Annotated in this window: 19 protein-coding genes and 1 pseudogene; 11 read left to right on the top strand and 9 right to left on the bottom strand. The window is 65.3% G+C overall.

The features are described 5' to 3' along the window. Positions 1-9: 9 nt before the first annotated feature. The 7 genes and pseudogenes from ACNI3Q_RS09230 to ACNI3Q_RS09200 all read right to left on the bottom strand — a co-directional run bounded on the left by ACNI3Q_RS09230 (position 10) and on the right by ACNI3Q_RS09200 (position 8,347). Positions 10-1,617 (bottom strand): MFS transporter, encoded by a 1,608-nt coding sequence (locus ACNI3Q_RS09230; protein ID WP_426276010.1) that lies wholly within the window; start codon positions 1,615-1,617, stop codon positions 10-12. Positions 1,618-1,839: 222 nt separating this feature from the next. Then, complete coding sequence (locus tag ACNI3Q_RS09225) at positions 1,840-2,139, bottom strand: LysR family transcriptional regulator (RefSeq protein ID WP_426276008.1); 300 nt, start codon at positions 2,137-2,139, stop codon at positions 1,840-1,842. Positions 2,140-2,376: 237 nt separating this feature from the next. After that, positions 2,377-2,493: pseudogene (locus ACNI3Q_RS09220) on the bottom strand (GIY-YIG nuclease family protein); the annotation flags it as partial. 109 nt (positions 2,494-2,602) lie between these two features. Continuing rightward, positions 2,603-5,221: a methionine synthase gene (gene metH / locus ACNI3Q_RS09215; RefSeq protein WP_426276006.1), complete on the bottom strand. Its 2,619-nt coding sequence runs from the start codon at positions 5,219-5,221 to the stop codon at positions 2,603-2,605. A gap of 129 nt (positions 5,222-5,350) precedes the next feature. After that, positions 5,351-6,400 (bottom strand): homocysteine S-methyltransferase family protein, encoded by a 1,050-nt coding sequence (locus ACNI3Q_RS09210; protein WP_426276004.1) that lies wholly within the window; start codon positions 6,398-6,400, stop codon positions 5,351-5,353. 49 nt (positions 6,401-6,449) lie between these two features. Then, the gene (metF, locus tag ACNI3Q_RS09205) at positions 6,450-7,391 is read right to left on the bottom strand and encodes a methylenetetrahydrofolate reductase [NAD(P)H] (RefSeq protein WP_426276002.1); all 942 of its coding nucleotides are present in this window, start codon (positions 7,389-7,391) and stop codon (positions 6,450-6,452) included. Continuing rightward, positions 7,388-8,347, bottom strand: coding sequence for an ArsR/SmtB family transcription factor (locus ACNI3Q_RS09200; protein WP_426276000.1), 960 nt, complete (start codon positions 8,345-8,347; stop codon positions 7,388-7,390). The genes metF and ACNI3Q_RS09200 overlap by 4 nt, the downstream gene beginning before the upstream one ends. A gap of 165 nt (positions 8,348-8,512) precedes the next feature. Between ACNI3Q_RS09200 and ACNI3Q_RS09195 the strand changes: the two genes are divergently transcribed. Further along, the gene (locus ACNI3Q_RS09195) at positions 8,513-8,758 is read left to right on the top strand and encodes a hypothetical protein (RefSeq protein WP_426275998.1); all 246 of its coding nucleotides are present in this window, start codon (positions 8,513-8,515) and stop codon (positions 8,756-8,758) included. A gap of 465 nt (positions 8,759-9,223) precedes the next feature. Next, positions 9,224-9,388 carry a hypothetical protein gene (locus ACNI3Q_RS09190; RefSeq protein ID WP_426275996.1) on the top strand — a complete coding sequence of 55 codons (165 nt, stop codon included), beginning with the start codon at positions 9,224-9,226 and terminating at the stop codon, positions 9,386-9,388. Between the two features lie 52 nt (positions 9,389-9,440). On the opposite strand, the gene ACNI3Q_RS09185 is transcribed toward ACNI3Q_RS09190, so the two are convergent. Beyond that, complete coding sequence (locus ACNI3Q_RS09185; RefSeq protein WP_260021900.1) at positions 9,441-10,649, bottom strand: LL-diaminopimelate aminotransferase; 1,209 nt, start codon at positions 10,647-10,649, stop codon at positions 9,441-9,443. Between the two features lie 171 nt (positions 10,650-10,820). Between ACNI3Q_RS09185 and ACNI3Q_RS09180 the strand changes: the two genes are divergently transcribed. The 4 genes from ACNI3Q_RS09180 to murA all read left to right on the top strand — a co-directional run bounded on the left by ACNI3Q_RS09180 (position 10,821) and on the right by murA (position 15,335). Next, on the top strand, positions 10,821-12,530 hold the full coding sequence (locus ACNI3Q_RS09180) for a PHA/PHB synthase family protein (protein ID WP_426275994.1): 1,710 nt from the start codon (positions 10,821-10,823) through the stop codon (positions 12,528-12,530). Between the two features lie 153 nt (positions 12,531-12,683). Continuing rightward, positions 12,684-13,469, top strand: a complete 786-nt coding sequence (locus tag ACNI3Q_RS09175; protein WP_426275992.1) for a phasin family protein — start codon at positions 12,684-12,686, stop codon at positions 13,467-13,469. A gap of 171 nt (positions 13,470-13,640) precedes the next feature. Beyond that, positions 13,641-13,967, top strand: coding sequence for an ATP-dependent Clp protease adapter ClpS (gene clpS / locus ACNI3Q_RS09170; protein WP_260022381.1), 327 nt, complete (start codon positions 13,641-13,643; stop codon positions 13,965-13,967). Positions 13,968-14,051: 84 nt separating this feature from the next. Continuing rightward, complete coding sequence (gene murA, locus ACNI3Q_RS09165; RefSeq protein ID WP_426275990.1) at positions 14,052-15,335, top strand: UDP-N-acetylglucosamine 1-carboxyvinyltransferase; 1,284 nt, start codon at positions 14,052-14,054, stop codon at positions 15,333-15,335. A 36-nt stretch (positions 15,336-15,371) separates the two neighbouring features. Here murA and ACNI3Q_RS09160 read toward each other — a convergent pair whose 3' ends face one another. Beyond that, positions 15,372-15,836, bottom strand: coding sequence for a winged helix-turn-helix transcriptional regulator (locus ACNI3Q_RS09160; RefSeq protein ID WP_260022379.1), 465 nt, complete (start codon positions 15,834-15,836; stop codon positions 15,372-15,374). Positions 15,837-15,998: 162 nt separating this feature from the next. Between ACNI3Q_RS09160 and ACNI3Q_RS09155 the strand changes: the two genes are divergently transcribed. From ACNI3Q_RS09155 to ACNI3Q_RS09135, 5 genes are all read left to right on the top strand, one after another. Next, positions 15,999-16,301 carry a CC_3452 family protein gene (locus tag ACNI3Q_RS09155; RefSeq protein ID WP_260021895.1) on the top strand — a complete coding sequence of 101 codons (303 nt, stop codon included), beginning with the start codon at positions 15,999-16,001 and terminating at the stop codon, positions 16,299-16,301. Positions 16,302-16,385: 84 nt separating this feature from the next. Beyond that, on the top strand, positions 16,386-18,476 hold the full coding sequence (locus ACNI3Q_RS09150) for a RelA/SpoT family protein (RefSeq protein ID WP_426275987.1): 2,091 nt from the start codon (positions 16,386-16,388) through the stop codon (positions 18,474-18,476). Between the two features lie 31 nt (positions 18,477-18,507). After that, positions 18,508-18,960, top strand: a complete 453-nt coding sequence (locus tag ACNI3Q_RS09145; RefSeq protein WP_260021894.1) for an acyl-CoA thioesterase — start codon at positions 18,508-18,510, stop codon at positions 18,958-18,960. A gap of 52 nt (positions 18,961-19,012) precedes the next feature. Next, positions 19,013-19,288, top strand: a complete 276-nt coding sequence (locus ACNI3Q_RS09140; protein ID WP_426275985.1) for a hypothetical protein — start codon at positions 19,013-19,015, stop codon at positions 19,286-19,288. After that, positions 19,285-20,823, top strand: coding sequence for a methyl-accepting chemotaxis protein (locus tag ACNI3Q_RS09135; RefSeq protein WP_426275983.1), 1,539 nt, complete (start codon positions 19,285-19,287; stop codon positions 20,821-20,823). Before ACNI3Q_RS09140 ends, ACNI3Q_RS09135 begins: the two co-directional genes overlap by 4 nt. The last annotated feature ends 1 nt before the right edge of the window (position 20,824 follow it).

Here is a 20,824-nt window from a genome sequence, read left to right as displayed (position 1 = left end):
CCGCCGCGCTCAATCCTTCAGCGGCTCCGGCCGACCGCTTTTCAGGCCCCAGAGCGAGACCAGCAGTGCCATCGCCACGACGGCGACGGTGTACCACAACCCGGCATAGGGATTGCCCGACCGGGCAACCATGTACGCGCTGATAAAGGGCAGGAAACCCCCGAAATAGCCCGTGCCGATATGATAGGGGATCGACATGGACGAATAGCGGATGCGCGGCGGGAACATCTCGGACAGCAGTGCCGCGACCGGGCCGAATGTCGCCCCGGCCAGCATGGACAGCGCCAGAATCGCGATCAGGATAATGCCGATATTGCGCGGCGACGGCACCACCCGGTCCAGCCGGTATCCGGCATGTTCCAGCGCCGCGTCGATCGCGGCCGGCTCCAGCGAACCGACAGGAATGCCCCCCACCGCCATCGTCACGGCCGGTGCCCGCACCGTGGTATAGCTGACCCCCCGTTTCGACAGATGGTCGAGGATGCGGCCGCACGCATCCTTCTGTGTCGCTGCAAACGGGTCGAACCCGCAGGCCGGACCCGTCACCACCACCGGCGCCCGGTCGGCGGCATAGGCAAGGCCGGGATTGGCGGCATGGCCGATGGTCCAGAAAATCGGGAACAGCAGGATCAGCGTGGCGGCATAACCGGTGACGATCGGCGCCTTTCGCCCCACCCGATCGGACAGGCGGCCGAAAAACACGAACCAGAACAGGCCGCACAGTGCGCCCGCGCCGACGATCAGCTGCGCCGTCGTCTCATCCACCCGCATCGGCCCCTGAAGGAAGCTCAATACGCTGAACATCGCGGTGTACCAGATCACGGTCAGACCGGCGGCAATGCCGAACAGCGCAACGAACAGCCGCTTCCAGTTGCCGGGATAGGTAAAGCTTTCGATGAACGGGTTCTTCGCCGTCTGGCCGGCCGCCTTCATCGCCTTGAACACCGGGCTTTCCGACAGCTTCACCCGCATCCACAGCGAAATGGCCAGCAGCAGCAGCGAAAACAGGAACGGCGCGCGCCAGCCCCAGTCGTTCCAGACTTCGGCGCTCATCGACGATTTGAACCCCAGCACGACGATCAGGCTCAGGATGAAACCGCCCGCCACCGATGCCTGGATGAAGCTGGTGTGGTAGCCGCTTTTGCCCGGCGGCGAATGTTCGGCGACATAGATGGCGGCCCCGCCATATTCCCCGCCCAGCGCCAGCCCCTGTGCGATGCGCAGCAGGATGATGATGACGGGCGCCGCAACCCCGATCGCGGCATAGCTGGGGACCAGCCCGACGCCCGCCGTGGCAATGCCCATCAGCGTGATCGTCACCAGAAACGTGTATTTGCGGCCCAGCTTGTCGCCCAGAAATCCGAACAGCACCGCGCCCAGCGGCCGGAACCCGAATCCCACGGCAAATCCGGCCCAGGCGAGCAGCGTCTGCAGCACCTCGTTCCCGCCGGGAAAGAAGGTGCGCCCGATGATCCCGGACGCAGCCAGCGTGCCATAGATGAAGAAGTCATACCATTCGAACGCGGTGCCCAGCGAGGACGCGGTGATGACCGTGCGGATTTCCTTCGCGCTCGGCTCACGCGGTGTCGTGTCGTCACTGGTGACGGTATCGGCCATTGGCTCCCCCGAAATGCTTGCCCGTCTCACGCTGGCCGATCCGGCGGGTCGGGGCAAGATGCGTGATACGACGAGACCGGACAGTCTTGACGCATTCGGGCATGATTTTGCCGGATTCGCCGGGGAAGCGACCGGAAGGTGCCCGCGACGCGACACGTGCGCTACCGGGCCGCGTCGGCCCCGTCACAGGCGCGCAACCGGACCGCGGCGGATGCGCGACAATCATGCCGCGGGGTGGCCACGATCAGGCGGCAGGGCGGCGCCGGACGCGCCCCGCATCTCGGCAAAGGGATCCGCGAGCCGGGCCGCGTTGACCGCAAGCGCCCGGTCCCACAGCCGGTCGAACGGCGTGCCCGCCAGCCTGAGCCGCAGCCGGTGCGCGCTGGACCGCGACATCCCCGCCGCCCGCGCGGCGCGGGCAATGCTGCCGGTTTCGGCAAGGGCGGTCAGGAAGATGCGCTGTCTGGCCGGGGTCCAATGCGCGCGGACGCGCGGCGATGCGGGGGATGTGGGCTGATCCATGCGGACAGGATGAAGCATGACCGGCGGCGTGTAGGACAGGGGTTTTCTGCGGCGGCGGGGGCATGGCTACGGGCCAGCGGTTGACGCCCCCCCCGGCGGCTTTCGGCCCCATTGCGGCCATACCTTTTCATCGTCGCCCCGTGCTTGACACGGGGCTTGGCTAGTCTTGCGGCGCGCCGGGTGTGAACCTTTGCTCCCAAAGATCGTCCCATTCGGGATTGTCGGCCTCGATCAGCGCGAACCCGTGCCCTCACGGTGCTGGTGGATGCGGGCGAGTGCGTCTGCAGTCACACCGACATACATCCCGCCGCGATAGCGGTTCGCCATGATGTAAAGCCATCCACCCTTCTTCATCCGCCGACGATCGCGCCAACGCGAGCGGAAGAAAAGCCTAGCCCCGTGTCAAGCACGGGGCGACGGTGGGGGGTGGCCGTGTGGTGGGAGCGGGCCACCTGGTGAGGGCTCAATCCAAGTTAGGGCGCAGCCAGCGTTCCGCCGTGGCGAGGTCCACCCCGCGGCGGGCGGCGTAGTCCTCGACCTGATCCTTGCCGACGCGGGCGACGCCGAAATAGGCGGCGTCGGGGTGGCCGAAGTAAAAGCCGCTGACCGCCGCGGTCGGCAGCATGGCGAAACTTTCGGTCAGCGAAACGCCCGTCGCGTGGTGCGCGTCCAGCATCTTGAACAGGATCGGTTTCAGGCTGTGGTCCGGGCAGGCGGGATAGCCGGGTGCGGGCCGGATGCCGCGATATTGCTCGCGGATCAGCGCGGCATTGTCGAGCTGTTCGCCCTCGGCATAGCCCCACAGGGACTTGCGGACATATTGGTGCAGCCGCTCGGCAAACGCCTCTGCGAACCGGTCGGCCAATGCCTTCAGCAGGATGTCGGAATAATCGTCCACCGCCGCCTTGAACCGCGCCAGATGCGGTTCGATGCCGTGAATCGACACCGCAAAGCCGCCGATCCAGTCACCGTCGCGGTCGATGAAATCGGCAAGGCACATGTTTGCGCGCCCTTCGCGCTTGGCGATCTGTTGCCGCAGGAACGGCAGGCGGACATGGCTTTCATCGTCCATATGGACGACCACATCGTCCTCCTCCCGCGCACAGGGCCACAGGCCGACGACGCCGCGCGCGGTCAGCCAGCGTTCCGAAACGATCCGGTCCAGCATCCGTTGCGCATCGGCGAACAGCGACGACGCGCTTTCGCCGACCACCGTATCGGTCAGGATCGCGGGATAATTGCCGTGCAGTTCCCACGCGCGGAAAAACGGCGTCCAGTCGATATAGTCGCGCAGGTCCGCCAGATCCCAGTCGGGAAAGCGGTGCACGCCCGGCAGGATGGGCTTGCGCGGCTTGAGGCTCATGTCCGCCTCGAACGCATTGGCGCGGGCCGTGTCCAGCGACACCAGCTCGCTCTGCCCCTTGCCCGCGCGGGCGGCGCGCACCGCCTCATATTCCGCCGCAACCTTGGTCACGTAATCGTCGCGGATCGTGTCAGAAACCAGCGTGGTGGCAACGCCGACCGCGCGGCTGGCGTCGAGGACATGGACGACCGGGCCGGTATAGGCGGGCGCGATCTTCAGCGCGGTATGCACCTTCGACGTGGTGGCGCCGCCGATCAGCAACGGCATGGTCATGCCCGCGCGCTGCATCTCCTCCGCCACCGTCACCATCTCGTCCAGGCTGGGCGTGATCAGGCCGGACAGGCCGATCATGTCGGCATCATTCTCGTTCGCCGCCTCCAGGATCTTCGTCCAGGGGACCATGACGCCCAAGTCGACGACCTCGAACCCGTTGCATTGCAGCACGACGCCGACGATGTTCTTGCCGATATCGTGAACATCGCCCTTGACCGTCGCCATGATGACGCGGCCCTTGCCCTTGCTGTCCCCCTCGGCCTTTTCCGCCTCGATATAGGGGAGCAGATGGGCGACCGCCTTTTTCATCACGCGGGCGGATTTGACGACTTGCGGCAGGAACATCTTGCCGGAGCCGAACAGGTCGCCGACGACGTTCATCCCCTCCATCAACGGGCCTTCGATCACCTCGATCGGGCGGCCGCCGCGGGCAAAGATTTCCTGCCGCGCTTCCTCGGTATCATCGACGACATACATGTCGATGCCCTTGACCAGCGCATGCTCCAGCCGCTTGACCACCGGCCAGCCGCGCCATTCGGCGGCGGCCTTTTCCGTCGCCGCATCGGTGCCGCGATATTTCTCGGCCAGCGCGACCAGCCGCTCGCCAGCCTCCGGATCGGTGTTCATCACCACATCCTCGCACGCCTTGCGCAGCTCGGGATCGATGGTGTCGTACACGTCCAGCTGGCCGGCATTGACGATCGCCATGTCCATGCCCGCCGGGATGGCGTGGTACAGGAACACGCTGTGCATCGCCCGGCGCACCGGCTCGTTCCCGCGGAAACTGAACGACAGGTTGGACAGGCCGCCGGAGATGTGGACATGCGGGCAACGCCTGCGGATCTCGCGCGTCGCCTCGATGAAATCGACGGCATAGTTGTTATGCTCCTCGATCCCCGTCGCCACGGCGAACACATTGGGGTCGAAGATGATGTCCTCGGGCGGGAAACCGATGCCGGTCAGCAGCGTGTAGGCCCGCTCGCAGATTTCGACCTTGCGCGCCTTTGTGTCCGCCTGTCCCACCTCGTCGAACGCCATGACGACGACCGCCGCGCCATAGGCCATGCACTTGCGGGCATGGTCCAGGAACGGCCCCTCGCCTTCCTTCATGCTGATCGAATTGACGATCGGCTTGCCCGACACGCATTTCAGGCCCGCCTCGATCACCTCCCACTTCGACGAATCGATCATCACGGGCACGCGGGCAATGTCCGGTTCGGCGGTGATCAGCTTCAGGAACGTGGTCATCGCCTCGACCGCGTCGAGCAGCCCCTCGTCCATGTTGACGTCGATGATCTGCGCGCCGTTTTCCACCTGTTGCCGCGCGACCTCGACCGCCTTGGCATAATCCCCCGCCATGATCAGCTTCTTGAACGCAGCCGACCCGGTGACGTTGGTGCGTTCGCCGATGTTGATGAAGACGGTGGAGGCAGTGGCGGTGGTCATGGCTTCTTTCTTCTCTCCCTCTCCCCTTCAGGGGAGAGGGTCGGGGAGAGGGGGCGTCGGAGAGCGGCGTCCGTGCGGCACGGCCCCTCTCCCAACCCTCTTCCCTGGAGGGGAGAGGGTTTTGATGGGTCAGGCGGCGATGATGAACGGCTCCAGGCCGGACAGCTTCATGGTGACGGGCACCTGCGGCAACTGGCGCGGCGGGGCGTCGGCAACCGCGCGGGCGATGGCGGCGATATGGTCCGGCGTGGTGCCGCAGCAGCCGCCGACCGCATTGACCAGCCCCTCGCGCGTCCACTCCGCGATCAGCTCGGCCGTGCGCTCCGGCAACTCGTCATACTGGCCCAGTTCGTTGGGCAGGCCCGCATTGGGATAGGCCAGGATCAGCGTGTCGGCCGTCTTGGCCAGTTCCGACAGATAGGGGCGCAGCAGGTCCGCCCCGAACGCGCAGTTCGCACCGACGGTCAGCGGCTTCAGATGGCGCAGCGTGTACCAGAAGGCGTTGATCGTATGGCCCGAAAGGTTGCGGCCGGACATGTCCGTGATGGTGAAACTGACCATCACCGGCACCTCGCGCCCCGCCTCTGCCTCCGCTTCCTTCGCGGCCATGCCGGCGGCCTTGGCGTTCAGCGTGTCGAAACACGTCTCGATCAGGATGAAGTCCACCCCGCCGGCGATCAGCGCGGCGCACTGTTCCTTATATTGTTCCTTCAACGCATCGTAATCGACTTCGCGGTACGACGGGTCGTTGACGTCGGGCGATAGCGACAGCGTCTTGTTGGTCGGGCCGATGGAGCCGGCGACGAAGCGGCGCTTGCCGTCCTTTGCGCTCGCCTCCTCCGCCGCCTCGCGCGCCAGTTTCGCGGCGGCCAGGTTGATGTCCCACACCAGATGCTCGCAGCCATAATCGGCCATGGCGATCCGCGTGCCGCTGAAGGTGTTGGTTTCCACCATGTCGGCGCCGGCCGCGAAATAGGCGGCATGGATGCCCTTGATGATGTCCGGCCGGGTCAGGCAGAGCAGGTCGTTATTGCCCTTCTGATCCATCGGCAGGTCAAGGTCGCCGCGATAATCCGCCTCCTGCAACCCGAACTTTTGGATCGACGTGCCATAGCCGCCGTCAAAGATCAGGATACGCTGTGCGGCAATGTCGAGAAAGGCTTGGCGGGCTGTAGACACTTGGTTTCTCCATGCTCCTCTCCCCCCAGAGGGGAGGGGCAATTGATGATCAGGCCGCCGCCCGGCCCTGCTCGTCCTGCGCGCGCAGGCCAAGCAGGTGGCAGATGGCAAAGCTGAGTTCGGCGCGGTTCAGCGTGTAGAAGTGGAAATGCCGCACCCCGCCCGCATAGAGCCGGCGGCACATTTCCGCCGCGACGGTCGCCGCAACCAGCTGGCGCGCGGCAGGATGTTCGTCGAGGCCATCGAACAATCGGTCCATCCATTCCGGGATTGCCGCGCCGCACATTCCGGCGAACTTGCGCGTCTGGGCGACGTTGGACACCGGCAGGATGCCCGGCACGATTTCAGCGCCGATCCCCGCCGCCGCCGCTGCATCCCGGAACCGGAAAAACGTGTCGGGCGAGAAAAAGAACTGAGTGATCGCGCGGTTCGCCCCGGCGTCGATCTTGCGCTTCAGATTGTCGATATCCGCCGTCACATCGGCCGAATCCGGGTGACATTCGGGATAGGCGGCGACAGAAATGTCGAACGGGTGCAGTGCGCGCAGCCCCGCGACCAGATCGGCCGCATTCTGGTATCCGTCGGGATGAGCGACGAACTTTTCGCCCATCACCGGCATGTCGCCGCGCAGCGCGACGATATGGCGCACGCCCGCCGCCCAGTATTCGCGGGCAACGGCGTTCACCTCTTCCTTGCTGGCGCTGACGCAGGTCAGGTGCGCGGCGGCCGGGATGCTGGTGTCCCGTGCGATGCGCGCCACCGTTTCATGCGTGCGGTCGCGCGTCGATCCGCCAGCGCCATAGGTGACAGAGACAAAGCGCGGACCCAGCGGCGCCAGCGTCATCAGCGCGTCCCACGCCGCCTCGGCCATTTTTTCCGTCTTGGTAGGGAAAAATTCGAAACTGACCGCCGCATCGCCTGCCAGATCGGCGAACAGCGGCGCTTCCAGCGCCCGGCGTGCTTCTTCGAGCTGGGAAACCGAGATACTCATGCCGCAATCTTCTCCGTCACCGGGGCGGCGCGCTTGCGCCCGACCCATAATTTCACCGTCAGTTCGCCGCCCTTCAGCGTGTCCACCCGTTCGGGGGCCAGGCCAGCGGCCGCGAACCAGCCAAGCATCTGTTCGTCCGAAAAACCCAGCCGGGCGTGCGCCTCCTGCGTCCGCAATTCCTCACGCGAATGGGGCGCGAAATCCACGACCAGCAATCGCCCGCCCGCCGCCAGCACCCGCCCCGCCTCGGCCAGTACCTGTTCGGGGGCGTGCGCAAAATGCAGCACATGGTGCAGGATCGCGGCGTCCGCCCCGTTATCCTCGACCGGCAGGGTATAGAAATCCGCCTGGCGCAGTTCCGCCCGGTCCAGCCCCCGCTCGGTCAGCTTGGCCCGCGCCAGCCGCAGCATTTCCGACGACCGGTCGATGCCGATCGCGGACGCGGCCATCGGGCCGAACAATTCCAGCATCCGCCCGGTGCCCGTGCCGATATCGACCAGCCGGCCCAGCGTTTCGGTGCCCAGCGCGTTGACCATCGCCTGTTCGATCTCGCTTTCGGCGATATAGAGGTTGCGGATCGCGTCCCATTCCCCGGCATGCGCCTGAAACCACTGCGCCGCCGCTGCGGTCCGTTCGGCCAGCACCGCGGCCAGCCGCTGCCCGTCGGCATCGGCCAGCGCGTGATCCAGCGGCCCGGCCCATGCGTCCATCGCCGCCATGACGGGGGCCGTCGTCCCCTCTGCCCCCAGCGCGACAAAGACCCAGCTGCCTTCCTTGCGCCGCACGGCCAGCCCGGCATCGGTCAGGATCTTGACGTGCCGGGACACGCGCGGCTGGCTTTGTTCCAGCACCTGCGCCAGTTCGCCCACCGACAATTCCATGCGCCGGACCAGCGACAGGATGCGCAGCCGCGTCGGGTCCGCCAATGCCCGGAATATCTCGAGTGCCTGCGCCATGGATCGTCATATAAAGATTTCTTTATATGCGGTCAACGCGCGATCCGCATCCAATGCTTGCAACCTGCTGCACAAACGGGCGTTATCCATGGCGCGCGCGGAACGATCGACCGAAACATCGGCGGAATTTTCGCGGGATTATCAACGACAAAGGGAATAGCTCCGATGCGTAAATCGCTGTTCGTACCGATCATCGCCCTGTCCGCTTTCGGCATGGCCGCCTGCTCCGAACAGGCAAAGAACGAAACCGGCGAAGCGGCCGAAGCCATCGCCTCCGACGCGGAAGCCACCGCCGCAGAGGCCGCCAACGACGTTGACGCAGCGTTCGACACGGCCGAGCGCGCGCTGGACAATGTCGGCGATTCGATTGAGCGTGAGGCCGACAATATCGGTGACAACAAGGCCGAATAACCCGCCACAGGCGTGATCATTCGTAGCGGCCGGTGCAGCGATGCGCCGGCCGTTTTTTATGGGCGGAGAGCACACCCTGCTCTCACTTATCCTGAAGCTTCGAGAGATGGTGCTCCATGCTTGCCTGCAGGGATACATCCTTCGACAGGCTCAGGATGAGCGGGGGTTGGGCGTGGGTTGCGGCTTATGGAAACAGGGACAAGGGGCAAGGATGACCGGTGACAACCGCATTCGCCAATTCCCGTTCTCGCTCCTCCTGAGCCTGTCGAAGGATGCGGTTTTACCAGCCGATCCTCCCCTGCACGGGGAGGCGGCGCGGGCGAGCGCGATGGAGGGGTGTGACGTTATCGTCAGCGGGAGCCACCCCTCCGTCAGGCCTGCGGCCTGCCACCTTCCCTTGCAGGGGAGGATCATGACTTTCGCTCTGTTCGCGGCTAGGCTCAGCGTTATTGATCGGGAGAACTTATGCGCCTGTTGATCCTGTTGCCCATTGCATTGCTTGCCGCCTGCGGGCCGTCGCAGAGCGATCCCGGCCCAGGAGGGGTATCGGTGGGCGAGGCGCAGGCGCTGAACGAAGCCGCCGAGATGCTGGACGTGAATGCGGTCGATGCGGTGGACAACGTACAGTAACCATTCGTCACCCCGGCCCTGAGCCGGGGTGACGATCTTATTGGACGCGTCCCTATCCCGCCTGCTTCGCGCCGGTGTTGACGCCCATCGACTGCAGATATTTGCGCACATTGCGCGCCGCCTGGCGCAGGCGCTGTTCGTTTTCCACCATGGCGATACGGACATAACCCTCGCCATCCTCGCCATAGCCGACGCCCGGCGCGACCGCGACCTTGGCATGGGTCAGCAGCTGCTTGGAAAACTCCAGGCTACCCAGATGGGCGAGCGCGGGCGGCAGCGGTGCCCAGGCGAACATGGACGCCGGCGGGGCCGGAATGTCCCACCCCGCCCGGCCGAAACTTTCGACCAGCACGTCGCGCCGCTTGTGATACAGCTGGCGGTTCTTTTCCACGATATCCTGCGGGCCGTTCAGCGCGGCACAGGCCGCCGCCTGAATGGGCGTGAACGCGCCATAATCCAGATAGCTTTTGACCCGCGTCATCGCCGCGATCAGTTTCTGGTTGCCGACCGCAAAGCCCATGCGCCACCCGGCCATGGAATAGGTCTTGGACAGCGACGTGAACTCGACCGCCACGTCCTTGGCCCCCGGCACCTGAAGGATCGACACGGTCGGCTTGCCGTCGAAATACAGCTCGGAATAGGCAAGATCGGACAGCACCCAGACCTTGTTTTCCCGCGCCCAGGCGACCAGCCGCTCGTAAAAAGCGAGGTCAACCGTCTCGGCCGTGGGGTTGGACGGATAATTGACGACCAGGATCGACGGGCGCGGCACGGTGAACGCCATGGCGCGTTCCAGCGAGCGGAAATAATTCTCGTCCGGCGTGGTCGGCACGCTGCGGATCGTCGCGCCCGCAATGATGAAACCGAACGTGTGGATCGGATAGCTGGGATTGGGTGCCAGCACGACATCGCCCGGTTCGGTGATCGCGGTGGCCAGGCTGGCCAGCCCCTCCTTCGACCCCATGGTGACGACGACTTCCCGCTCCGGGTCCAGCTCGACGCCGAAGCGGCGGCCGTAATAATTGGCCTGTGCCCGGCGCAAGCCCGGAATACCGCGCGACTGGCTGTATCCATGGGCGCCCGGCTTGCGCGCCACTTCGCACAATTTGTCGATGACATGGTCCGGCGGGGGCAGGTCGGGATTGCCCATGCCAAGGTCGATAATGTCCTCTCCGCCCGCACGCGCCGCTGCCCGCATCGCGTTGACTTCGGCGATGACATAGGGCGGCAGCCGCTTCATGCGGTAGAATTCGTCGGACATGGACCTCGTTCTTTCCGTTGGAGGAGCGACGACCTTAGCCGGTTTCGCCGGTCACGGGAATCTTTTGCGTCACCGATTTGTCGCCCCGGCCGGTGACGGGCGCCGCGACGGGCTGACGGGGCGGCATGGCTGGGCTAAGACCTTGGCGTCACGCAATGGAGGGATGCCCAGATGACCGACCAGCACGCCGAGCCCCCCCGGCTGGAAGAGCTGCAGCACTGGACCTGGGTGCTTGGCCGAGCGCAGCAGATGATGCTGGAACATGGCTATGGCGCGATGCAGGCCGGGCCGATGGCCGCATGGAGCGATCCGACCGCCTTTGCCCGCGCCTCTGCCGATTTCTGGGCCGACACGATGAAGCTGCGGCAGCGTTTCCTGGATCCGGAGGCGGCGGCCGGCGAACCGGAACCGCGCGAACTCAGCAGCGATCGCCGGTTCAAGGCGCCGCAATGGCGCGACAATCCGGTGTTCGATTTCCTGCGCCAGAGCTATTTCCTGATCGCCGACCATATGCTGCGCGGGGTCGATTCGCTGGAGGGCGTCGACCCCCGGCACAAGGAACAGCTTCGTTTCGCGACCAAGGGGTTCATCGACGCGATCAGCCCGTCCAATTTCCCCGCGACCAATCCCGTCGTCGTGGAACGCATCATCGAGACACGCGGTGAAAACCTGCTGAAGGGGCTGTCCAACATGCTGAGCGACATGGCCCGCGGCCAGATGACGCAGGTGGACAGCAGCGGGTTCGAACTGGGCCGCAACATCGCCGCCACGCCGGGAAAGGTGGTCCATCGCACCGACCTGTATGAACTGATCCAGTATTCGCCGACCACGGATCAGGTGTTCGCGGTGCCGCTGATCATTTTTCCGCCGTGGATCAACCGCTTCTACATCCTCGACCTGACGCCCGAAAAAAGCTTCATCAAATGGGCGGTGGATCAGGGGCTGACCGTGTTCGTCGTTTCGTGGAAATCCGCCGATGCCACGATGAAGGACGTGGTTTGGGACGATTATGTCGAACGGGGTCAGATCGACGCGATCGACACCGTGCGCGACCTGCTGGGCGTCGATAGCGTCCACACCATCGGTTATTGCGTGGCCGGCACCACGCTTGCCGCGACGCTGGCGGTGCTGGCCGCGCGCGGACAGGCGGACAAGGTCAAGAGCGCAACCTTCTTCACCGCGCAGGTCGATTTTTCGGAAGCCGGCGACCTGTCGCTGTTCGTCACCGACGAGCAGCTGGAATTCATCCGATCCATCTCTGCCGAGGGGTTTCTGGACGGGCGCTACATGGCCGCCACGTTCAATCTGCTGCGCGGGCGCGAGCTGATATGGAACTATGTCACCAACAATTACCTGCTGGGCGACGATTATCCGCCGTTCGACCTGCTCCACTGGAATGCGGACGTCACCAACCTGCCCGCGCGCTGGCACCTCAGCTATCTGACCGATCTGTACCGCGACAACCGGCTGGTCGTGCCCGGCGCGCTCAGCATCGGCGGCACGCCCATCGACCTGACCCGCATCGAAACCCCCGCCTATATCCAGGCCGGCAAAGAGGATCATATCGCCCCGGCGGCCAGCGTGTGGAAACTCAACACGCATCTGAATGGGCCGGTGCGGTTCGTGCTGGCCGGATCGGGCCATATCGCGGGCGTGGTCAACCCGCCCTCGGCACGCAAATACCAGTATTGGACCTGTGACGCCCCGGCCGAATCGCTCGACGCCTTTGTCGCTTCTGCGCGCGAGACGGCGGGCAGCTGGTGGCCGGACTGGATCGAATGGATCGCCGCGCAGGATGCCGGAAAAGTGCCCGCGACCGGGCCAAGAAAGCCGGGCAAGGCGCTGAGCGATGCCCCGGGCGAGTATGTGAAATTACGCTGATGCAGTAGGATTATTCCGGCACCGCACTCATCGGCGCAAGCCATTGATAACGGTATCGAAAATCACTTATGTTGCACTGCACAAAAGCCGCTTGATCTTGGCGATCATCGTTGTTATATGCTGCGTCGCAGCAATAGCACGAGGAGCTGAATGATGGCGAGCAAGGGTCAAAAGCCCGGCACCGGCAAGCCGGTGGCCCGCGAGGCGGCAAAGGCCGCAGCGCCGGTCAAGCAAGCCGCTTCAGCGGCTGTCGAGGCGGTTGCGGCAACCACGGCGGCAACGACCGCCGTGACGGAAAAGGTGGTGAAGGCCGTTGCCGAAGCCGCCCCGAAAGCAGAACCGGCACCGGCGATTGTCGCCGCTGTCCAGCCGGTCGAACCCGCCAAGCCCGCAGCCAAGGTGGTCGAGGCGGTCAGCAAGGCGGTCGACACGATCGCCAAGGCCGCTGCCCCTGTGAAGCCCGCACTGAAGCGCACCGCCGCAAAGAAGGACACCGACATCATGACCACCACGTTCGAAACCGTCACCGAAAAGAGCCAGGCGATGTTTGCCGAGATGAACGAGCGCGCCAAGGCCGCCATGGAAAAGAATGCCAAGCTGGTCGAGGAAATGAACGACCTGGCCAAGGGCAATGTCGAAGCCGTGGTCGAAAGCGGCAAGATTGCCGTCAAGGGCATGGAAACGCTGGGTCAGGAAGCCGTCGAGCTGAGCCGCAAGCATTTCGAGCAGGCGACCGCCACCATGAAGAGCCTGGCCAGCGCCAAGTCGCCGACCGAGTTCGCCAAGATCCAGAGCGACTATTTCCGCTCGCTGTTCGACACGGTCGTCGCCGAAACGTCGAAGCAGACCGAAGCGATGCTGAAGCTGGCCGGTGACGCCGCCCAGCCGATCAGCAACCGCGTCGCGGTTGCCGCCGACAAGATGAAGATCGCCGCGTAAGCGGTTCCGATCCGATCCATGGACGGGCGGTCGCACCACCGGGTGCGGCCGCCCTTTCCATTGGTGCGCGCCGGATCGCGCCTTTTTCCTGTCCCGCCCCCTTGCCCCGGGGCTGCGACCTGCCATATTTTCGGCTGCATGACCCAGCCGCTGTTCCCCATCCCCGCCACCATGGCCGACGAACCGGATGACGACGGCAAGGGCACGTCGCTCGGCGTCGCCACCCGTACCCGCACCCGGACGCAAAAGCCCACGCCCTATCGCGTGCTGATGCTGAACGACGATTACACCCCGATGGAATTCGTCGTGCTGGTGCTTCAGCGGTTTTTCCGGATGACGCGGGACGAGGCGACCCAGGTGATGCTGCACGTCCATCAGCGCGGCGTCGGCGTGTGCGGGGTGTTCACGTACGAAGTGGCGGAAAGCAAGGTGAGCCAGGTGATCGATTTCGCCCGGCAGAATCAGCATCCGCTGCAATGCACGCTGGAAAAGGCGTAATCGACGCAACGGATCGGGTTGGCCCGGCCGCCGCGTGCGGCCACCCCCCTTGCGCCCTGCACCGCACCCGTTACTAACCCGGCGATGGACCGCATCCTTATCCGCGGCGGCAACCGCCTGTCCGGCCGCATCGCCATTTCCGGGGCCAAGAACTCCGCCCTCACCCTGCTGCCCTGCGCGCTGCTCACCGATGAGCCGCTGACGCTGCGCAATCTGCCGCGGCTGGCCGATGTCGACAGTTTCGGGCATCTGCTGAACCAGTTCGGCGTTTCGACCATGATCGAAGGCACGCGGCCCGATGAATTCGGCCGGGTGATGACGATGCGCGCCAGCCGCCTGACCTCCAGCACCGCGCCCTATGACATTGTGCGAAAGATGCGCGCATCGATCCTGGTGCTCGGCCCGCTGATCGGGCGGATGGGCGAGGCGACGGTGTCGCTGCCGGGCGGCTGCGCGATCGGCAACCGGCCGATCGACCTGCACCTCAAGGCGCTCGAGGCGATGGGCGCGGAAATCGAGCTGGCGGCCGGCTATGTCAAGGCGACGGCCCCCGGTGGCCGCCTGCCCGGCGGTCGCTTCACCTTCCCCGTCGTCTCGGTCGGCGCGACCGAAAACGCGCTGATGGCGGCGGCGACGGCCAAGGGTACCACGGTCCTGGAAAATGCAGCGCGCGAGCCGGAGATCGTGGACCTGTGCCGCCTGCTGATCGCGATGGGCGCGTCCATCGACGGCGTCGGCACCGAAACCCTGACGATCGAGGGGCGCGACCGGCTGCACGGCGCGACCTATCGCGTCATGCCCGACCGGATCGAGGCGGGCAGCTATGCCTGTGCCGCCGCGATCACCGGCGGCGCGCTGGAACTGGTCGGTGCCGAGGCATCGGACATGCGCGCCACGCTGGTCGCGCTTCAGGAAGCGGGCGTGACGATCACCGAAACCGCCGGCAGCATCCATGTCGCCGCCAACGGCCCGCTTCAGCCGGTGTCGCTGTCCACCGCGCCCTTCCCCGGCTTTGCCACCGACATGCAGGCGCAGTTCATGGCGATGCTGACCCAGGCGGACGGGGCCAGCGTGCTGACCGAAACCATCTTTGAAAACCGCTACATGCACGTGCCCGAACTGGCGCGGATGGGCGCGGACATTCAGGTGACGGGCCGGTCCGCCGTCGTGCGCGGCCGGTCGCCCCTGATCGGCGCGCCCGTGATGGCGACCGATCTTCGCGCGTCGATGAGCCTGATTCTCGCCGGTCTGGCGGCGACGGGCGAAACCCAGGTCAGCCGCATCTATCACCTCGACCGCGGCTATGAGCGGCTTGAGGAAAAGCTGCAGGCGGTCGGCGCGGATATCGAGCGCGTCGGCGACGGCTGAACGGATCGCCGCGGCCTTGCCCGGCGAACCGGCGGGTCAGGCAACCTCCTCGGGCAACGCCCAGACCAGGTCCTGCTTGGTCAGCGGGCGGCCGTCATGGGCCAGCACTGACACCTGTCGCACCGGCCGCCGGTCGCGCGCATCGACCAGTACCGGGCTGGCCGGGGTGCCGGTTTCCCACCGCTCGCCCCATTGGCGCAGCGCGACCATGGTTGGCAGCAGGGCAAACCCCTTTTCAGTCAGGCAATATTCCACCTTGCGCCGGTCATCCTCGCATGGCCGCCGTTCCAGGATGCCGTGCCCGACCAGCCGGGTCAGCCGGTTGGCCAGGATGTTGCGGGCTATGCCCAGCTCGGACTGAAACTCCTCGAAATGCTTCAATCCGTTGAACGCGGCGCGCAGGATCAGGAACGACCACCGTTCGCCCATCGCTTCCAGTGCAGCGGGCAGGCTGCAATTGGCCGCCAACTCCGCCAGGGGTTCCCGCAATTTTTCCGACATGGTCGTCGAACCTATCCCGATCGGGTGCAAATTGGAAACGCTTGTTTTGCGGCAATGCAGCAATAGTTTCCTGTTGCAACCTATGACGCATGTGCGTAAAAACATTGGTGTAAGTATCGTCCTGCAACCTATTTCGATTCGTGTCCAGGGGAGTTTCCGCGAATGATCCGTCTTGCCCTGCTTGCCGCCGCGCTTGTTTCCGCCGCCGCCCCCGCCATGGCGCAATCGCGCGCCGGCTATATGGCCGCCCCTGCGGCTGCAAAGGCGGGTGAAAGCTTCATCACGCGCGGCGTGATGTGGCGTTGCACCGATAATGGCTGCGTCGCGCCCAAGGGCAGCAGCCCGGCAAAGGTGGTGTGCGAGCTGGCCGTGCGCGAAGTCGGCACGCTGACCGCCTTTGCGGTCGATGGCCTGGCCTTCGATGCGGAACAGCTGGCCAAGTGCAATGCCAAGGCCAAGGGCTGATTTCGGCAGAACTGTGCCTTTTGCGCCATATTCGGCGTCACTAACCGCTTGCAAAGACCCGGCGCGCCGCCCCACATTGGCGGCGTGCTGAGGCAATATGAACTGGTTGAGCGGGTCAAAAGTTACGACCCGGACGCGGACGAGGCGCTGCTGAACCGCGCCTATGTCTTTTCCATGCACGCCCATGGCAGCCAGAAACGCGCCAGCGGCGACCCCTATTTCAGCCATCCGATCGAGGTTGCGGGCATCCTGACCGACCTGCAGCTGGATGACGAGACGATCGCCACCGCGATCCTGCACGACACGATCGAGGATACGGTCGCCACGCCGGACGAAATCCTGGCAAAGTTCGGCCCGTCGGTCGCCCGGCTGGTCGACGGCGTGACCAAGCTGTCCAAGATCGAGGCGCAGTCGGAAAACGAGCGCGCGGCCGAAAACCTGCGCAAATTCCTGCTCGCCATGTCGGACGACATTCGCGTGCTGCTGGTCAAGCTGGCCGACCGGCTGCACAACATGCGCACGCTCCACCACATCGCAAAGCCGGAAAAGCGCAAGCGCATCGCCCGCGAAACCATGGATATCTATGCCCCGCTCGCCGAGCGGATCGGCATGTACGAATTCATGAAGGAGATGCAGACGCTGGCCATGCGCGAGCTGGAGCCGGAGGGGTATGAATCCATTACCCGCCGGCTTGCCGCGCTGAAGGAAGGCGGCGGCGACCGGATTGCCAAGATCGCGTCGGGTCTGAAGCTGCTCTTGTCTCGCGGCGGGGTGGAGGCGGAACTGTCGGGCCGCGAGAAACACCCCTATTCCATCTGGAAAAAGATGTCGGAACGGCATGTCAGCCTTGAACAGCTGTCCGACATCATGGCGTTCCGCGCGATCGTGCCGACCGAGGAGGAATGTTACCGCGCGCTCGGCATCATCCATCGCCGCTGGCCGATGGTGCCGGGGCGGTTCAAGGATTACATCTCGACGCCCAAGCGCAACGGGTATCGGTCGCTGCACACCACGATCATGCACGCCGGCGACACGCGCGTCGAAATCCAGATCCGCACGGCCGAAATGCACGCACAGGCTGAACACGGCCTTGCCGCGCACTGGGCCTATAAACAGGATGCGGTGCGCCCCGACACGCAGGTCCGCTGGATCCGCGACCTCATCGAGATCCTGGACACTGCCGAAAGCCCGGAAGAGCTGATCGAGCATACCAAGATGGCGATGTATCAGGATCGCATCTTTGCCTTTTCGCCCAAGGGCGAGCTGATCCAGCTGCCAAAGGGCGCGACGCCGATCGACTTTGCCTATGCCGTGCACACCGATCTGGGCGATCAGGCGGTGGGTGCAAAGGTGAACGGCCGCGTCGTCCCGCTGCGCCACGAACTGGCCAATGGCGATCAGGTACAGATCCTGCGATCCAAGGCACAGCGCCCGCACGAGGCGTGGATGAACTTCGCCATCACGGGCAAGGCGCGCGCCGCGATCCGCCGCCATCTGCGCCAGAAGGAACGCGTGGAACGCGACAAGCTGGGCCGCAAATTGTTCGAGAACATCATCGAACGCCTGCCCGCCAAGGTGGGGCCGGAGGCGGTGGCAGAGGCGCTGAAGCGGCTGAAACTGGCCGACGATGCCGCGCTGATGCAGGCCATCGCGCGCCAGAGCCTGACCGACGCACAGGTGATGAACGCGCTGATGCCCGGTTCGGCCGACGCGGACGAAGCGGGGGAACTGCCGCCGCAACGCCATGCGATCATCATCAAGGGGCTGACCCCCGGCGTCGCATTCGATCTGGCCGATTGCTGCCGTCCGGTGCCGGGCGACCGCATCGTCGGCATTCGCCAGCCGGGGACCGGCATTGCCGTTCATGCCATCGAATGTCCCGAACTCGACCATTTCGACGATGCGCAATGGGTCGACCTGAACTGGGGCGACAAGGCAGAGGGCGGCGTTGCCCGCATTTCGGTGACGCTGAAGAACGAACCCGGTGCGCTGGGTGCCATCGCCACCATCATCGGGTCGCACCGCGCCAACATCCTTGGCCTGCGCATGGACAATCGCGACACCACCTTTCACACCAATGCCATTGATGTGGAGGTGCGCGACAACAGCCATCTGATGCGCCTGCTTGCCGCCCTGCGTGCCGCCGATGCGGTGAGTGCCGCCGAACGCGCCTGACAGTTCATTGACACTGATGTAAGCAGCGGGCATGATCCGGCGCGTGAACACCCCCGTCACCCAGCATGATCATGCCGTGTCGATCGCCCCCGGCGACATCGACTTCATGGGCCATGTGAACAACGCCGTCTATCTGACCTGGGTACAGGATGCCGTGATCGCCTATTGGCGCGCAGTCGCCCCGGCAGAGGCGGTGGCCGCGCATCTCTGGGTCGCGCTGAAGCACGAGATTACCTATCGCCGCCCCGCGTTCCTTGAGGATCAGGTGATCGCCACGGTGGTGGCCGAACGGGTTCAGGGCGCACGCGCGCTGTTCCGCACCCTGATCAAGCGCGGCGAGGACGTGCTGGCAGAGGTGGAAAGCAGCTGGTGCGCGCTCGACGTTCACAGCCGCCGGCCGATCCGTGTCGCGCGCGATATCGCCGCCCGCTTCCTTGCGGACCTGTCGCCTGGCGAAATCCGCGAATCGCAGGATCGCGGTTAACCGCCGGATAACCAATGTCCCCTAACCGGGGATGGTGTTCAGTCGTGTTTGTTTGATCCTCCCCGTATGGCTCGGTCAGTCGCTGGCGGCGTTTGCTGCCCTTGGCGGCCTGACCATGCTGCCCCCGGCGGAAGGGGCGATGCTCATCATCCCGATGGATTCCCGCGACGTGACCGGCCCGGCAATGGACGGCGGCGCTGCGCTGGTCGATCTGGGGCCGCTGCCCGGTTCGATCATCGTCCATGGCCGGCTGGACCGGATTGCCGGCAGCGTCGGCCATGCCCTGATCCTGCGCGCACCCCGCGCCGGTTGCGGAGTTCCCCAATGACGGATGCCCCCTCCCCCAGCCTTGACCGCCTGCGCCGCACCGGTGTCCGGCTGATCGTCCTTGGCGGCTGGGCCTGTGTGCTTGCCATCGGGCTGATCGGCCTTGCCACCGGCTCGCAGCATGTCGGGCTGGCCGTCCTGATCGCGGCTGCCGCGACCATCCTGCCGACCCGCAACTATCTGAACGGTCGTCACGATGCGGGCGCGCGCCTGACCATCGGGTCGCTTGCCGCTGTCTATCCCGCGCTCGGCGTGTTCCTGATGGCCGGGCATGAGTGGCAGATGGACGGCCATATGTACTTCTTCGTCGCGCTCGCCGCCTTGGTGGTGCTGTGCGACTGGCGTCCGATGCTGCTGGCCAGCGCCATGGTCGCGCTGCACCATCTGATCCTGGGCTGGGTCATGCCGGCCTGGGTGTTTCAGGGGACGGAAAATATCGGCCGCGTCATCATCCACGCCGTTGCCGTGGTGCTTCAGTTTGCCGTGCTTGCATCGCTTACCACGCGCCTTGCCCTGCTGCTTCAGCGTCAGGACGCAGCCCGTGCGGCAAGCGAGACCCATGCCCGCGAAGCGGATGAGCGTCGCCAGCAGGTGGAACAGGCCATGGCCAAGGCCGCAGAGGCCGAGGAACGCGCCCGGCACGAACGCGAACTGCGTCAGCGGATCGAAGCGGATGAACGTGCCCAGCGCCGCGCCGAAATCATCCGCTTTGCCGATGGCTTCAACGCCTCGGTCGCCGATCTGGTCGCCCGCGTGGGCAGCGCGGCCGCCGACCTCAACGATTCCGCCCGCGCGCTCAACGACATTGCCCGCCGCGCCACACGCGATACGGCCCAGGCCGCCGATGCCGCCGACCGGTCGTCGCTCGGCGCCGCGGGCCTTGCCGCGCGCATCCATGAACTCAGCGAATCGATCACCGCCATTGCCGCCACTGCCGAACAACAGGCGCGGCTCAGCGCCGATGCCCGCGACTGTTCACAGGCTGGCGCAGCGGCGGTCGGCGTGCTCGGCCACCGGACGGATACGATCAGCGGATTTGCCGAATCGATCCACGATATCGCCGCGCGCACCAACCTGCTCGCCCTCAATGCCACGATCGAGGCGGCGCGTGCAGGCGAGGTCGGGCGCGGCTTTGCCGTCGTCGCCAACGAGGTAAAGCAGCTTGCCGGACAGGCATCGGGCGCGACCACCGAAATCCGGACCCTTGCCGGCTCGATCCATAGCGAGGCGGACCGCGCCGATTCCGCCCTTGCCGATATCGCCGCCATGGTCAGCGAACTGGCCGACGCTGCCCAGTCGGTCCGCGCGGCCGTGCGGCAACAGCATGGCACCGCCGACGCCATCGAACTCAGCGCCCGCGATGTGGCGACAGGCGCGGAAATGATGGCCGATCAGGTCAAGGAAATCGCGCAGGTCGCGTTTCAGACCGAGTTTCTGTCCGACAGCGTCGCCGGCGCCGCCGGCAGCCTGTCGGAAACCGCCGCCACGCTGACAGAGATGACCGCCCGGTTCATGGCCGAACTGCGCGCCGCCTGAT

Origin of the sequence: Sphingomonas eleionomae (genome assembly GCF_049889035.1) — a bacterium.
In the GTDB taxonomy this organism is placed as follows: domain Bacteria; phylum Pseudomonadota; class Alphaproteobacteria; order Sphingomonadales; family Sphingomonadaceae; genus Sphingomonas.
This window is presented reverse-complemented; position numbering and strand designations above follow the sequence as displayed.

Coding starts and splice junctions, on each gene's coding strand:
- ACNI3Q_RS09185 (WP_260021900.1), bottom strand. CDS start 10,649: ATGTCCGACGAATTCTACCGCATGAAGCGGCTGCCGCCCTATGTCATC.
- murA (WP_426275990.1), top strand. CDS start 14,052: ATGGACCGCATCCTTATCCGCGGCGGCAACCGCCTGTCCGGCCGCATC.
- ACNI3Q_RS09225 (WP_426276008.1), bottom strand. CDS start 2,139: ATGGATCAGCCCACATCCCCCGCATCGCCGCGCGTCCGCGCGCATTGG.
- ACNI3Q_RS09190 (WP_426275996.1), top strand. CDS start 9,224: ATGCGCCTGTTGATCCTGTTGCCCATTGCATTGCTTGCCGCCTGCGGG.
- metF (WP_426276002.1), bottom strand. CDS start 7,391: ATGAGTATCTCGGTTTCCCAGCTCGAAGAAGCACGCCGGGCGCTGGAA.
- clpS (WP_260022381.1), top strand. CDS start 13,641: ATGGCCGACGAACCGGATGACGACGGCAAGGGCACGTCGCTCGGCGTC.
- ACNI3Q_RS09155 (WP_260021895.1), top strand. CDS start 15,999: ATGATCCGTCTTGCCCTGCTTGCCGCCGCGCTTGTTTCCGCCGCCGCC.
- ACNI3Q_RS09160 (WP_260022379.1), bottom strand. CDS start 15,836: ATGTCGGAAAAATTGCGGGAACCCCTGGCGGAGTTGGCGGCCAATTGC.
- ACNI3Q_RS09145 (WP_260021894.1), top strand. CDS start 18,508: ATGATCCGGCGCGTGAACACCCCCGTCACCCAGCATGATCATGCCGTG.
- ACNI3Q_RS09230 (WP_426276010.1), bottom strand. CDS start 1,617: ATGGCCGATACCGTCACCAGTGACGACACGACACCGCGTGAGCCGAGC.
- ACNI3Q_RS09135 (WP_426275983.1), top strand. CDS start 19,285: ATGACGGATGCCCCCTCCCCCAGCCTTGACCGCCTGCGCCGCACCGGT.
- ACNI3Q_RS09195 (WP_426275998.1), top strand. CDS start 8,513: ATGCGTAAATCGCTGTTCGTACCGATCATCGCCCTGTCCGCTTTCGGC.
- metH (WP_426276006.1), bottom strand. CDS start 5,221: ATGACCACCGCCACTGCCTCCACCGTCTTCATCAACATCGGCGAACGC.
- ACNI3Q_RS09180 (WP_426275994.1), top strand. CDS start 10,821: ATGACCGACCAGCACGCCGAGCCCCCCCGGCTGGAAGAGCTGCAGCAC.
- ACNI3Q_RS09175 (WP_426275992.1), top strand. CDS start 12,684: ATGGCGAGCAAGGGTCAAAAGCCCGGCACCGGCAAGCCGGTGGCCCGC.
- ACNI3Q_RS09200 (WP_426276000.1), bottom strand. CDS start 8,347: ATGGCGCAGGCACTCGAGATATTCCGGGCATTGGCGGACCCGACGCGG.